Origin of the sequence: Pseudochrobactrum saccharolyticum (assembly GCF_008801715.1) — a bacterium.
In the GTDB taxonomy this organism is placed as follows: domain Bacteria; phylum Pseudomonadota; class Alphaproteobacteria; order Rhizobiales; family Rhizobiaceae; genus Pseudochrobactrum; species Pseudochrobactrum saccharolyticum.
This window is the reverse complement of the sequence record NZ_VZPG01000003.1, coordinates 386,253-399,561: the sequence shown is the minus strand read 5'-3', so window position 1 is coordinate 399,561 and position 13,309 is coordinate 386,253. Positions and strand designations below refer to the sequence as shown.

11 protein-coding genes and 1 riboswitch are annotated in these 13,309 nt (G+C 52.5%); of the genes, 7 read left to right on the top strand and 4 right to left on the bottom strand.

Going from position 1 to position 13,309, the window contains the following annotated elements; genetic code table 11:
* Window positions 1-40 precede the first annotated feature (40 nt).
* The 4 genes from efeU to efeO (F7P81_RS11820) all read left to right on the top strand — a co-directional run bounded on the left by efeU (window position 41) and on the right by efeO (F7P81_RS11820) (window position 4,255).
* Complete coding sequence (efeU, locus tag F7P81_RS11835) at window positions 41-862, top strand: iron uptake transporter permease EfeU (RefSeq protein ID WP_151159660.1); 822 nt, start codon at window positions 41-43, stop codon at window positions 860-862.
* A gap of 9 nt (window positions 863-871) precedes the next feature.
* On the top strand, window positions 872-2,050 hold the full coding sequence (efeO, locus tag F7P81_RS11830) for an iron uptake system protein EfeO (protein ID WP_170265268.1): 1,179 nt from the start codon (window positions 872-874) through the stop codon (window positions 2,048-2,050).
* Window positions 2,051-2,053: 3 nt separating this feature from the next.
* A complete protein-coding gene (efeB, locus tag F7P81_RS11825; protein WP_151159658.1) occupies window positions 2,054-3,370 on the top strand; it encodes an iron uptake transporter deferrochelatase/peroxidase subunit in 1,317 nt (438 codons plus the stop codon).
* A 66-nt stretch (window positions 3,371-3,436) separates the two neighbouring features.
* Window positions 3,437-4,255 carry an iron uptake system protein EfeO gene (gene efeO / locus F7P81_RS11820; RefSeq protein ID WP_022712012.1) on the top strand — a complete coding sequence of 273 codons (819 nt, stop codon included), beginning with the start codon at window positions 3,437-3,439 and terminating at the stop codon, window positions 4,253-4,255.
* A 52-nt stretch (window positions 4,256-4,307) separates the two neighbouring features.
* Here the strand turns inward: efeO (F7P81_RS11820) and F7P81_RS11815 are convergent, their stop codons facing one another.
* The 3 genes from F7P81_RS11815 to F7P81_RS11805 all read right to left on the bottom strand — a co-directional run bounded on the left by F7P81_RS11815 (window position 4,308) and on the right by F7P81_RS11805 (window position 7,827).
* The gene (locus tag F7P81_RS11815) at window positions 4,308-4,667 is read right to left on the bottom strand and encodes a DUF1850 domain-containing protein (RefSeq protein WP_151159657.1); all 360 of its coding nucleotides are present in this window, start codon (window positions 4,665-4,667) and stop codon (window positions 4,308-4,310) included.
* Entirely contained in the window at window positions 4,667-6,772 is a 2,106-nt protein-coding gene (locus F7P81_RS11810) for a TRAP transporter permease (protein WP_151159656.1), read from the bottom strand. Before F7P81_RS11810 ends, F7P81_RS11815 begins: the two co-directional genes overlap by 1 nt.
* 101 nt (window positions 6,773-6,873) lie before the next feature.
* Window positions 6,874-7,827 carry a TAXI family TRAP transporter solute-binding subunit gene (locus F7P81_RS11805; protein WP_028233887.1) on the bottom strand — a complete coding sequence of 318 codons (954 nt, stop codon included), beginning with the start codon at window positions 7,825-7,827 and terminating at the stop codon, window positions 6,874-6,876.
* Window positions 7,828-8,334: 507 nt separating this feature from the next.
* On the opposite strand from F7P81_RS11805, the gene F7P81_RS11800 reads away from it, so the two are divergent.
* The gene (locus F7P81_RS11800; RefSeq protein WP_151159655.1) at window positions 8,335-9,885 is read left to right on the top strand and encodes an acetolactate synthase large subunit; all 1,551 of its coding nucleotides are present in this window, start codon (window positions 8,335-8,337) and stop codon (window positions 9,883-9,885) included.
* 38 nt (window positions 9,886-9,923) lie between these two features.
* On the opposite strand, the gene F7P81_RS11795 is transcribed toward F7P81_RS11800, so the two are convergent.
* On the bottom strand, window positions 9,924-10,898 hold the full coding sequence (locus F7P81_RS11795) for an SRPBCC family protein (protein ID WP_210307630.1): 975 nt from the start codon (window positions 10,896-10,898) through the stop codon (window positions 9,924-9,926).
* A gap of 78 nt (window positions 10,899-10,976) precedes the next feature.
* A riboswitch (TPP riboswitch) is annotated at window positions 10,977-11,075 on the top strand.
* Between the two features lie 66 nt (window positions 11,076-11,141).
* Here F7P81_RS11795 and F7P81_RS11790 point away from each other — a divergent pair.
* Both F7P81_RS11790 and F7P81_RS11785 read left to right on the top strand, forming a co-directional pair.
* Window positions 11,142-11,921 (top strand): 3-oxoacyl-ACP reductase, encoded by a 780-nt coding sequence (locus tag F7P81_RS11790; protein ID WP_151159653.1) that lies wholly within the window; start codon window positions 11,142-11,144, stop codon window positions 11,919-11,921.
* Window positions 11,922-11,929: 8 nt separating this feature from the next.
* On the top strand, window positions 11,930-13,210 hold the full coding sequence (locus F7P81_RS11785) for an LLM class flavin-dependent oxidoreductase (protein ID WP_210246218.1): 1,281 nt from the start codon (window positions 11,930-11,932) through the stop codon (window positions 13,208-13,210).
* Window positions 13,211-13,309 lie beyond the last annotated feature (99 nt).

The window sequence follows — 13,309 nt, the reverse complement described above, 5'->3', positions numbered from 1 at the left end:
TCCGGCTTGCATTTGTTTAAACGACACTGAGAGCAAGCCGATGTTGGCACCGTTTCTGATTATGTTGCGTGAGGGGCTGGAAGCTGCTCTTCTCACCAGTATTATTGCGTCTTATCTGAACAAGACCGGACGCTCATCCTATATGCCTGCCGTCTGGATCGGCATATTTCTGGCCATTGCGCTGTCTTTTTTGGCGGGCGCTGCCTTGCAGATCATCAGCGCTGAATTTCCGCAAAAAATGCAGGAATTGTTCGAGGCCATTGTCGGCTTTGTCGCGGTGATCGTGCTGATGTCGATGGTGTTGTGGATGAAGAAAGCCGCACGCTCCCTCAAAGATGAATTGCAGCATTCCGTTGAACATGCACTTGCCGCGAAATCAGCTACTTGGGCACTGATTGGCATGGTGTTTTTTGCTGTGGCACGTGAGGGGCTGGAATCCGTGTTCTTCCTGCTGGCGATTTTTCAGCAGAGCGAAGGCTATGCGGCGCCACTTGGTGCTTTTCTGGGGGTAGCTGTTTCTGTCGTGCTCGGCATGTTGATTTATCAGGGCGGGTTGCGCCTGAATTTGCGGCTGTTTTTCCGCTGGACAGGTATTCTGATTATTTTTGTTGCTGCCGGTTTATTGTCCGGCTCACTTCGCAGCCTGCATGAGGCTGGCATCTGGAATTATTTGCAGACACCTGCATGGGATTTGAGCCATGTGCTGCCGCTGTCTACACCGCTCGGCACATTGCTGTCCGGCTTGCTCGGCTATCACGATACACCGGCGATTGGCGAAGTGATTGCCTATTTTATCTTCCTGTTTGCGGCACTGGCCATTTATCTGCGGCCGGTACCTGCACAAAAAACCGCTGCTGCGTAAGAGGCTATGATGAGTAAGAATCCATCCGCACCTTCATCAGGCCTTATGAAACTGGCTGTTGCCGGTTCCGCTGTTTTGGCAGTGGCTGCAGGCGGGTTGTTTTATTATGCAACCATCACGAAAAACACGACAGGTAATGAAAAGCTAATCCCGATTGAGGTTGGTGCCAAAGCCTGCGATCCGATGAACCTGACTTTGCCGTCCGGCTTTCACAGTTTTGAAATTCACAACCGTTCCGACCGCCCTGTTGAGTGGGAAATTCTCGACGGTGTGATGGTCGTAGAAGAGCGTGAAAATATTATCCCCGGCATGAAATCCGTGCTGCGTGCGCAGTTGCTGCCCGGTGAGTATGAGATTACCTGCGGTCTGCTTTCCAATCCGCGCGGCAAATTGACGGTAACGCCGTCCGAACATTCTGCGCAGACTGCTGTTGCCAAGCCGGATACCCGCGCTTTCATCGGTATGCTCTCGGAATATAAAGTGTTTCTGGTTATGCAGAGCAATGCGGCGCTTAAAAATACGCAGGCATTGCAAGCAGCAATTGCTGCAGGCGATGTGCAGGCAGCACGCGCAGCTTTCTCGCAGGCGCGTGATGCCTATGAACGCACAGATGTGCTTTCCGGCCGTTTCTCCGATCTGGCGTCTAAGATTGATCCTCTCGCAAATTATCTGGAAAAACGCGAGGAAGACCACGCATTTACCGGTTTCCACCGTATTGAATATGGTCTGTGGGCGCAGAACAATACCGCAGGACTGGAGGCTTTTGCCAGTAAGTTGGCAACTGATCTGACAGAGCTGAAAGAGCGCCTGAAAACCACGAAACTGACACCGGATATGCTGCTGCGCAGTCTTGCAACCTATCTGAACCAGCAGGCTGAAGGTGCCGTTATTGCCGGTGATAATGCCTATTCGCATCTTGATCTGGCTGACCTGACGGCAAAACTCGACGGCGCGGAAAAAATTCTCACTTTGCTGAAACCGCTCAGTGAAAAACCGGCAGCGGGTGAGACACAAAATGCGCTGTCTGCCTTACAGGATGTGCGACAGGAACTAACGACCTTATCGGCAGGGAATCCTGAGCGTTCCTATGCGGAAATTGATGACGCAGCCCGCCGCGCTTTGGCGGAAAAAGTGAAAACACTCAGCCAGAAAATCACCGCACTGATGTCTGCAATCGGATTGGAGTAAGTGATGAAAAAGGAAGAGAATAAGCTCACTGCAAACCGCCGTAATGTCCTCAAAGGATTGGGGCTGGCCTTAGGCAGCACAATGACTGCGGGGACTGCAGGTTATGCGCAAGCTTCATCGGCTCCGGTTGAGCATCATGTGACTGATGCGCCGGTCGGCAGCAATGGTTTTCATCAACGTCAACCTTTTTACGGCATCCATCAGTCCGGCATTACTAATGCGCGACCTGCCCATGGTCTGGTTGCGTCTTTCGATGTGCTGGTGAAAACACCGGATGATCTGGAGCGGTTGTTTCGTACTTTAACGCAGCGCATAGTTTTTCTCACGCAGGGCGGCACACCGCCGGAGCTTGATCCGAAACTGCCGCCTGCGGATTCCGGTATTATCGGCCCTGAAATCCGGCCGGATAACCTGACGATTACGGTAGGTCTTGGCGATAGTCTGTTTGAGCATCATCCGTGGCTAAAAGCCCATAAGCCGAAGCTTTTGCAGCGCATGACCAAGTTCCCGAATGATGCACTGGTGGCTGATCTCTGCCACGGCGATCTGTCGCTGCAATTTTGCGCGAATACGCCGGATACCAATATTCACGCTTTGCGTGATATTCTCAAAACCATGTCTGATCTGGTTTTCCTGCGCTGGAAACAGGAAGGCAATGTGCCGGTGATCCCGCCTTCGCCTTCCGGTGAGGTTGAAAGCGCACGCAATTTCTTAGGCTTCCGCGATGGTTCTGCCAATCCTGATGCCGGTGACAGTGCATTGATGAACCAGTTGGTCTGGGTAGGGGAAACCCATCAGGAGCCGGATTGGGCAGCCAATGGTTCCTATCAGGCGGTGCGTATTATCCGTAATTTTGTGGAGCGTTGGGATCGCACGCCTTTACAGGAGCAGGAACTGATTTTCGGACGTAAAAAAATGTCCGGTGCGCCGATGGATGGCACGAAGGAAAGTCAGGTGCCGGATTATTCCAAAGATCCTGAGGGCAAGGTTACGCCGATGGATGCGCATATCCGTCTTGCCAATGACCGCAGCCATGCCACGCAGAAAAATCTCATTCTGCGCCGTCCGTTCAATTATTCCAATGGTGTTACCAAGTCTGGTCAGCTCGATCAGGGGCTGCTTTTCATCTGCTATCAGGCCGATTTGGAGCAGGGCTTTATTGCCGTGCAGCGCAAACTCGATGGCGAGCCGCTGGAAGAATATATCAAGCCGGTCGGCGGCGGATATTTTTATATTTTACCGGGTGCGGTGGACGAGAAGGATTATCTCGGCAGCACTCTGGTTGAGGCAATCCGCAACCATCCGGATAACAAGGTTTAACCCACAACCGTTTGTATGAACGGCTGCAACACTAAAAACATGAAGCGTATCAGAAGGACGTCTGTAATGAAGTTTGGATCTTTACTTGCCGCCTCGGTACTTGCCTCCTGCCTGTCCTTTCAGGCTTTTGCGCAGGATACCACCTATGACCTCGTTGAGCCGCTGGCAGAATATAAAATCTATGTCAGTGAAAAAGTGCAGAAGCTGGAAGAAGACACCAAGGTCTTTACCGATGCTGTGAAAGCCGGTGACGTGGAAAAGGCAAAGTCCCTTTTTGCGCCAACCCGCCTGAGCTATGAAGCCATTGAACCGATTGCAGAACTGTTCAGCGATCTGGACGTGGCAATTGACAGCCGCGCTGACGACTGGGAAAAAGCGGAGCAGGATCCGGGTTTCACAGGCTTCCACCGTATTGAATATGGTCTGTGGGAAAAGAACTCGACCGAAGAGCTGACGCCGGTTGCTGACAAGCTGATGGCTGATGTGAGCGAGCTGAACAAGCGTATTGCTGATCTGACTTTCCCGCCGGAAAAAGTTGTCGGTGGTGCGGCAGTGCTGATGGAAGAAGTGGCAGCCACCAAAATTTCCGGGGAAGAAGACCGTTACAGCCATACAGATCTTTGGGATTTCAAAGGCAATTTTGACGGTTCCCGCAAAATTTTCGATCTGGTTCGTCCGCTGATCGAAGCGAAAGAAGCGGAATTCACCAAGAAAGTGGATGAAAACTTCAACACTGTTTCCCAGACCCTTGATAAATACAAGGAAGGCGAAGGCTATCAGAGCTATGACAAGCTGACTGAAGCAGACCGCAAAGTGCTCTCCATTGCAGTGAACACGCTGGCGGAAGACCTGTCGACATTGCGCGGCAAGCTCGGCCTGAACTAATCTGAGAATGTTCAAAAAAACGCCCGATACCGGAGATGGTATCGGGCGTTTTTTATTGGCATTGTGTGATTTTAATCGGCTGTTCTGCTGTCGTGCCAAGCTCGTGGCACTGACCATTTGCGCAGAGCTTCCAGCCGCTGACCGTCTCACCGGAGGCTGCCAGAACCAGTTCCTGACGCGGCGGGATTTTCGGCACATAATGATACCATCCATCCCGTAACACAGCGCCTTCCGGTGGTTCCATGCCTGCACCGGAGCCTTGTACTCGGGCTTCTGTGAGCACAAAACCCGCCGGTGTGACCTGCCAGTCTTCCTGCCAGGGTATTTTCTCGACACTATGTGTCCATTGCAGCATGAAAGATGTGGTCGCTATCCGCAGCACACCGGCTGCGGATAGTGCACAGAGTGCCATCAGGCGGCTTTCATCTGTGGCTCTCTGGTATTCCACCAGTGCCACAGCAGGAAGGCCATACAGGCAGTAAAGCCGATCTCATCGCTGAGCGGATAGGTTGCCAGCATCATTGCGGCTGCTGCAAATGCCCAGACGCGTTCCCAGATTTTCAGGTGTCCGCGCAAGTAACCAATCGCTGCTGCACCCCACATTACAATGCTGAGCAGAGCTTTGCCGATCATATAGGCAACAGCAGGCCAGAAGCCCATACTTTCCGCCAGCGGGCCGCCATCCTGTAACATGATAACCGGTGCATAAACCGCCATAAACGGTACGGCAAAACCGGCAACCGCAATACGCACGGCCTGCATCCCGATTTTCATGCCGGACTCTTTCGCAATCGGCGCAGCGGCAAATGCAGCCAGTGCAACCGGTGGCGTCAGATCGGCCATGATCCCGAAGTAAAACACGAACATATGCGACACCAGCAGCGGCACATCCAGCATCAGCAAAGCGGGGCCTGCAATGGATGAGGTGATGATATAGTTCGGAATTGTCGGGATACCCATGCCGAGGATCAGGCAGGTAATCATGGTCAGCACGAGCGACAGGAACAGGGAGTTTTCACCCACACTCACAATCACACGCGCAAAGCTTGATCCGGCACCGGTGAGTGCCAGCACGCCGATAATCACACCGACAAGCGCACAGGCGATACCAACAGGCAAAGCATTTTTTGCACCCTCTGCAAGGCTTTCAAGGCAAAGGCGCAAAGTCTCGCGGCCACCGCGAATGGTGAAGTTAACCAGTACCAATGCGGCAATCAGCAACAGGATCAGCGTGATGCCGCGAATTTCCTGTCCCAGAATATTAAAGCTGGTGCCGAAGGCTGCTGCGGACATCAGACCCAGTGCAACCCAGAACAGCACGCGTACTGCCATTGGCATATTGGCAGAGACCGGCACGCCGAGAATAATCAGTGCGGTCAGTCCCATACCCACGGTTCCGGCGAAGAGCGGCGTATAGCCGGAGAACAGTAGCCAGACCAGTGCCACAAGCGGCAGGATCAGATACCAGTGCTTGCGCAAAGCACCGAGTGCACTTGGCAATTCAGCCTTTGACAGACCTTTCAGACCAAGACGTCCGGCTTCCAGATGCACCATAATGAAAACGGTGATGAAATAGAGCACTGCCGGTACAATCGCTGCCTTGACGATTTCGAGATAAGGCAGACCCAGCGTTTCCGCCATGATGAAGGCGACAGCGCCCATTACCGGCGGCATAATCTGGCCACCCATCGAGGCAACGGCTTCCACGCCACCGGCAAAAGCAGGCTTGAAGCCGGAGCGTTTCATCAGCGGAATGGTGAAAGCACCGGTGGTTACAACATTGGCCACGCCGGAACCGTTGATTGTGCCCATCAATGCGGAAGAGATTACCGAAACTTTGGCAGGGCCACCGCGCGACGAGCCGACAGAGCCCATCGCCACATCATTGAACAGCTGGATCATGCCCGCGCGTTCAAGAAACGCGCCGAACAGAATAAACAGGAAAATATAGCTGGATGAAACGTAAATCGGCGTGCCGTAAATACCTTCTGTTCCCAGAAACAGCACTTCAACGACCTGTTCAAAATCATAGCCGCGGTGGTTGAGCGGCGAGGGCAGATACTGGCCGAACAGACCATAGGCCAGAAAGATCAGACAGATCAGCGGCAGTGTCCAGCCCATCATGCGCTGCCCCGCCCAGAACACCAGAGCAACAGCAAGCACACCGATCACAATATCCTGCATTTCCGGCTCACCGGCACGCAGGATCAGATCATTATAGAAAACCCAGTGATAGAAGCTGACGGCAAAAGCCAGAATGGCAGTTGACCACATCAGCAATTTTTTAAATGAACCGCGCGGAGCTGCATTGGCATAAAGGCCAAACAGCAGCAGCAGCAAAAAGCCGACGTGAACGGAGCGGACAACCTGACTTGGTAGAGGTGAATAGGCCGCAGTCCAGAGCTGGAAAACGGAGAAAGCAACGGCAATGCCAAACAATATTTTGGCGCCGGTGCTGACACCCCAACCCGGAATATGCTCGGCCGATTCAACCGCATTGTTTTCTGAAGATGACATAAATTTAAAACCGCAAAAAATGACAGGAACAGGCGGTCAGAAAAGGCTGCATATTCTGCAAAATACAGAATATGCAGCCTTAAAATCCGCTTCAGGCGTGATTATTCAATGCCTTTTTCTTTGTAATAGCGCATCGCACCCGGATGGATCGGGGTTGGCGATACGATCGTGCTCTTGTCGAGTTTGATCATTTTGGCTGCGGAATGAGCTGCAGTCAGCTGATCCAGATTTTCAAACAGACCTTTGGTCATTTGATAGACCAGTTCTTCATCCATATCCGGACGCACGATCAGATAATTGATGACCGATGCCGTGGTCACGTCTTTGTCCTGACCGGTATAGGTATTGGCCGGAATAGTGTTGACCTGATATGGCGCACCGATTTTTTCAATAATATCGGCAGGCACTTCCACCACATTGATCTCAACCGCATTGGCAAGATCGCGCAGCGATGCAACGCCAAGGCCGGAGGACTGCAAAGTAGCGTCCAGCTGACGGTTTTTCATCAGTTCCACGGATTCCGCAAATGGCAGATATTCAACTTTACCGAGATCGCTGTAGGAAAGACCGGCAGCGCCGAGAATGGTTTTCGCATTCAGCTCGGTGCCGGATTTCGGCGCACCGACGGACAGGCGTTTGCCCTTCAGATCCGCCAGCGTTTTAATACCAGATTCCTTGGAAGCAACGATCTGCACATAGTTCGGGTAAATCGCGGCCATTGTGCTGATATTTTCCAGCTTCTTTTTAAAGCCGGCTTCTTCATTGCCTTCCCACGCATCGCGCAGGGAATCGCCGAGTGTAAAAGCGATTTCGCCACGGCCGCTATTGATCAGATTGATATTCTCAATCGAGGCTTTGGTTGCCTGCACAGACGGACGGGCATCAGGAATACCGGAATAGATTTTTTCAAGGGCAACACCCATCGGGTAATAAACACCGCTTGTGCCGCCGGTCAGAATATTGATGAAATTCTGTGCATTTGCTTCAGCTGCGGCAAATGTCAGTGTGACCGCTGCAAAGGCTGATAAAAGTGATTTTTTACCCAAATAACCCATGAAATCCTCCATATTTCACTTATGGGCGGCTCTTCTTCAGCCATCAACTCTCCCGGTTGTGACTGTGACCGCCCGTATAATATCTTGCTGTAAGCCGGTGGTTCAGAACAATCCCCGATTAACATCACCAAGACATTTAATGTACAAAAAGAGCCTTAATCATCCTAAAGTATTAGACAGACAGATAAAATGTAAAATAGAGGCTCTGTTTCGCAGGTGATTTTTTATGAAGTCGCCATATTGTGCAACCAAAAATTTGTGATTGGCCTGCCTGCATTTAAAAACATGTCATATTGAATTTTAAATAACTGATTTTATTAAATTTATTGAAACATGATGCTTGTGCATAAAATTATTCCGAAACACTGATAGGCAAATGGAATAGTTTTGCGCAAAGCTTGCGACATGAGCGCAAAGCCGGGTATAGCTGTTGCGGCTCACAGTGATGGCGCATGGAGGAAACGCGTGATCTCTAGACTGTGAGAGCAAGCATAATGGGAGTGAGAAATGAACGGTGCTGATAGCCTTTGCGACACCCTGCTGGCGCATGGGATCGATGTCTGTTTTGCCAATCCGGGCACATCAGAAATGCATTTTGTGGCTGCGCTGGATCGCAAGCCGCAGATGCGCTGCGTGCTGGGTCTGTTTGAAGGCGTGGTAACGGGTGCTGCGGACGGCTATGGCCGTATGGCGGATAAACCGGCAGCGACTTTGCTGCATCTGGGTTCCGGTCTTGGTAATGGCGTTGCCAATCTGCACAATGCGAAACGTGCAAAAACGCCGATTGTGAATATTGTCGGCGATCATGCAACCTATCATCTGAAATATGATGCACCGCTGACCAGTGATATTGAATCGCTGGCGCGTCCGGTTTCCGGCTGGGTGAAGACTTCAAAATCCGCAGATGATATTTCTGCAGATACCGCTGAAGCCTATGCCGCTGCCTGCAATGCACCGGGACAGGTGGCAACGCTGATCCTGCCTGCCAATACCGCATGGACTGAAGCACCGCAGCAGATTGTGCAGCCTTTGACCCGTCCCGAGCGTCGTAAAGTTGATGCGGAGGCCGTGCGAGAAGCAGCTCAGGCGCTACGCAATGGTAAACGCACACTCATCCTGCTCGGTAATCTTGCACTGCGTGCCAATGCGCTGGAAATCGCCAGTCGTATTGCGCAAGTGTCCGGTGCGCGCATTCAGGCACAGCAATCCAATGGCCGTATTGAGCGCGGTGCAGGGCGCGTTGCTGTTAATCGTGTGCTTTATCGCGTGGATGATGCACTGGCCGATCTGGTCGGCATCGAACAGGTTGTGCTGCTCGGCGCAAAAATTCCGGTCGCCTTCTTTGCCTATCCGGGCAAACCAAGCACTTTCCTGCCGGAAGGCTGCGCTGTGGTTGATTATGCCGGTGAAGCCGACGACCAGCTCTATGCATTGCAGGCGCTGGCCGATGAAATGAACATTCCGGCATCTGTCACACCATTGCTCAATCAGCGTGGTGAGAAAGTGATGCCGACCGGCGCGCTTGATGATGATAAAATCAGCGCGATTGTTGCGTCACTCCTGCCGGAAAATGCGATTATCGTTGATGAATCCATTACATCGGGTCGTGAAATGTTCGGGCTGACGCATAATTCAGCGCCGCATGATTTTCTGCAGCTGACCGGTGGTGCAATCGGTATCGGCCTGCCGCTGGCAACCGGTGCGGCAGTAGCCTGTCCGGATCGTCAGGTCGTAGCTTTGCAGGCCGATGGCAGCGGTATGTATACGATGCAGGCACTGTGGACACATGCCCGCGAAAACCTGAATATCATCACCATCATTTTCGCCAATCAGCGTTATGCCATCCTGCATGGTGAATTGCAGAATGTTGGTGCCGGTGCACCGGGACGCAATGCGCAGCGCATGTTCGATCTGGTTGAGCCGACGATTGATTGGGTGAGCCTTGCCAAAGGTGTCGGTGTTGAAGGCGCACGCGCTACAACGGCTGAACAATTTGCTGATTTGTTTGCCGCGGCCAGCAAATGCAAAGGCCCGTTCCTGATCGAAGCGATGATTTAAAGTTTAAAACTGCGGCGGGTTTATAATCCGCCGCACTTTCAAGCCTGAACTGCGCTTTCCGAGCGTTCCTTAATGACATTCAGCACAATGGAATGGAAATCATTGAGGAAAATCTGTCCCCACCAATCGCAGTAAATATTGATCGGCGTTGCAATCCGGTATTGGGTTTTTAGTGTCAGACGCGTGCGGTTTTCATCAATCGGCTCCAGCAGATATTCACCATAGTCCAAGCCCAGATAGTCACTATTGACGCTGATATGCGCTTCAACAGCTTTCGGGATTGAGGTGTCGCTGAAACGGAAATCCCAGCGCAGATAGCGGTTTTCCTGCCAGCCGGTGATAATTTCTTCAAAATTAACACCTTTGCCCCATTTCAAATGACGCACGGCACCCACACCGGAACCGGTAATCCGCGCATCTTCGGGTTTCGGCACGCCGACAATGCTGTGGCTGAAAGTCATGCCCAGTTCATCGGGGCGGATATCAGGGATTTCCAGAGTATTGTTCCAGATCACATCAGCAGGGGCATTGATTTCAATCACGGTTGTGACTGAGCTAAAATGATCCTGATATTCAATCTGATTTTCCAGCGGCAGAGCGAGAAAAGGCAGGGCGATCACAAATGTAACACTGCGCTTAGCCTGATAATTACGTAAGAGCCGCATGGTAACATAAACACCAAGCGCTGTGCCTGCGAAGAGAAACGGCGCGGCCATGGCCACACAGATACCGGCCTCACCGAAGATAATCATCGAGATGAGGATAAAGCCGAGCATGCAGAGCATGGCGGTTTTCATATGTTTGCGGATGCTGCCTGTGCCTTGCGGGTCAATCTGAATAATCAGCAGGCTGGTAATGGCCATCGGCATCAGGATCAGGCCGGTGATAAAGGCCATGCCGCTGCCTTCACGTATCAGCCATATGAGGATGTATAGCAACACCGCATAGAGCGTTGTTGCAATGATACTGAGCCAGAACCGGTCGGATGAAGGGGCAGTGTTATTTTCAGACATAGGGTTTCTTATCCGGCTTGATCCGTCAGAACAACCACGGAGGCTTGTCCGCAGCTATTAAACTTGCTAGAGCATTGCGTGAATGACACGGGGTGTCCTGTTTTACAGGGCTGAGATTTTAAACCCGTTGAACCTGATCCAGCTCATACTGGCGAAGGGATGTCTGTGTGCCCAACCGTATTTTATGCGGTGTAAGCCCTTATTCCCTTGGCCGTCCGTATTCTTTTAGGCGAGGGAATTTATATGTCTGATCCAGTTAATCTGCCACTTCACCAGCAGCTCGTTCTTGTCACCGGCGGCGCGCGCGGTCTGGGGCGCGATCTCGTTAAAGCCTTTCTGCGCGAGGGCGCGCGTGTTGTGATTAATTATCATACCAGTGCGGATGCAGCAGTGGAACTGACTGCTCTTGCACCGGAAAAGACACTGGCTGTTCAGGCCGACGTCACTGATGTTGCTGCCGTGCAGGCACTGTTTGCCAAGGCGCAGCAGCATTTTGGTATGCCGGTAACAACTGTCGTCAATAATGCTTTGCCGGCTTTCAGTTTTAATGGTGATGCCCGTGCGCATGCGGATGTGATTAGCTGGGAGCAGATGAACCAGCAGATGGAAGGGATTGTGCGCGGGGCGCTCAATACCACGCAGGCCGCTCTGGCTGGTATGCAACTGGCCGGTTTTGGCCGTATCATCAATATTGGCACCAACCTGTTTCAAAATCCGGTTGTGCCGTACCATGATTACACGGCGGCTAAAGCCGCTTTGCTGTCACTGACCCGCACTTTGGCGCAGGATCTGGGTGAGAAGAATATCACCGTCAATATGTTGTCCGGCGGCTTGCTGCGCACCACCGATGCGTCTGCTGCAACACCGGAGGCAGTGTTTGATTATATCGCCTCTGCCACGCCGCTGCGCCGCGTAACCACGCCTGCGGAATTTGCTGATACAGCATTGTTCTTTGCCTCGCCATGGGCGCGTTCCGTGACCGGACAAAATCTGGTTGTGGACGGCGGTTTGGTGAAAAACTGATGCGGGAAATGCACCTTAATCTGTTTATTTTCGGTTGCGGGCATCACCGTGCCGCATGGCGGCATCCGCAATCGGCGGTCGAGCAACTCAGTGATATCAGCTATTACACCAATCTGGCGCAGATTGCCGAGCGCGGTAAATTTGATGCGATTTTCTTCGCCGACTGGCATGCGATCGATAATATTGCGGACGGGCCGCGCAGCTATTTTGACCCGCTGACTTTGCTGGCAGCATTGGCACAGGTCACGGAAAAAATCGGTCTTATAAGCACGGTTTCCAGCACTTTCACCACGCCGTTTCATGCGGCGCGTACGCTGGCTTCATTGGATCATCTGTCGAAAGGGCGCATCGGCTGGAATGTGGTGACATCCATGTTTGACAGCGAGGCGCGCAATCATGGCTATGAGAACATGCCGCCCCATGAATGGCGCTATGGTCGTGCGGCAGAGTTTATCGAAGCGGTGCAGAAACTTTGGGATTCATGGGATGCGGATACGATTACCTGTGACCGCTCCGGTGATTATGCGCGCAAGGATGGTTTGCGCGCCATCCACCATAAAGGCGAGCATTTCTCGACGCAGGGGCCGCTGACCATTCCGCGTCCGCCGCAGGGACATCCGGTTCTGTTTCAGGCCGGCGCATCGGATCAGGGCAGGGCATTGGCCGCGACAAAAGCCGAGGCGATTTATGCCGTGGCTTATGATCTGCCAGCCGCGCAGGATTATTACCGTGATATTCAGCGCCGTGCAAAACTTGTTGGGCGGGAGAAGGGCATTCCGGTGATGCCGGGTCTGGTGACTTATGTGGCTTCCACGCAGGCAGAGGCGAAAGCCAAGCAGCGGGAACTCGACGAGCTGTTGCCGACAGGAGATTCCCTTCGCCAGCTTGGGATGTTTATCGGGCAGGATTGCTCCGGCTGGGAACTGGATGCTCCGGTGCCAGCTTTGCCGCCGCTGGAGGACTTCACGGGGCCGAAAGGGCGCTATGCAACAATCCTGCGGATTATTGAAACAGAACAGCCGACATTGCGGCAATTGCTCGGGCGTTTGGCAGCAGGTGGCGGACATTGCACAATTGTCGGCACTCCTGAGGGAATTGCTGACCAGATGGAATTGTGGTGGCGCAATGAAGGGGCGGATGGTTTCAACCTGATGCCGCCGTCATTGCCTTCCTCGATTGAGGATTTTGTCGAGCAGGTGGTACCGGTTCTGCAAAAACGCGGCTTGTTCCGCACAGATTATCAGACAGATACGCTGCGCGGGCATCTGTCTTTACCGCTCAAGCACTAGAGCGATTTACGTTCATGTTGGATCGCAGTGTTCGCTCTAGATTCCTTAGCCTGTCGCATTATCACGGGCGTCAAGTTGATCCAGCTTGACTGTGAAATG

What these genes read in the sequence shown, in the direction of transcription:
- F7P81_RS11805 (WP_028233887.1), bottom strand. Translation starts at nt 7,827, where the DNA reads ATGGGTTATTTGGGTAAAAAATCACTTTTATCAGCCTTTGCAGCGGTC.
- F7P81_RS11800 (WP_151159655.1), top strand. Translation starts at nt 8,335, where the DNA reads ATGAACGGTGCTGATAGCCTTTGCGACACCCTGCTGGCGCATGGGATC.
- F7P81_RS11815 (WP_151159657.1), bottom strand. Translation starts at nt 4,667, where the DNA reads ATGGCACTCTGTGCACTATCCGCAGCCGGTGTGCTGCGGATAGCGACC.
- F7P81_RS11790 (WP_151159653.1), top strand. Translation starts at nt 11,142, where the DNA reads ATGTCTGATCCAGTTAATCTGCCACTTCACCAGCAGCTCGTTCTTGTC.
- F7P81_RS11785 (WP_210246218.1), top strand. Translation starts at nt 11,930, where the DNA reads ATGCACCTTAATCTGTTTATTTTCGGTTGCGGGCATCACCGTGCCGCA.
- F7P81_RS11795 (WP_210307630.1), bottom strand. Translation starts at nt 10,898, where the DNA reads ATGTCTGAAAATAACACTGCCCCTTCATCCGACCGGTTCTGGCTCAGT.
- efeB (WP_151159658.1), top strand. Translation starts at nt 2,054, where the DNA reads ATGAAAAAGGAAGAGAATAAGCTCACTGCAAACCGCCGTAATGTCCTC.
- efeO (WP_170265268.1), top strand. Translation starts at nt 872, where the DNA reads ATGAGTAAGAATCCATCCGCACCTTCATCAGGCCTTATGAAACTGGCT.
- F7P81_RS11810 (WP_151159656.1), bottom strand. Translation starts at nt 6,772, where the DNA reads ATGTCATCTTCAGAAAACAATGCGGTTGAATCGGCCGAGCATATTCCG.
- efeU (WP_151159660.1), top strand. Translation starts at nt 41, where the DNA reads ATGTTGGCACCGTTTCTGATTATGTTGCGTGAGGGGCTGGAAGCTGCT.
- efeO (WP_022712012.1), top strand. Translation starts at nt 3,437, where the DNA reads ATGAAGTTTGGATCTTTACTTGCCGCCTCGGTACTTGCCTCCTGCCTG.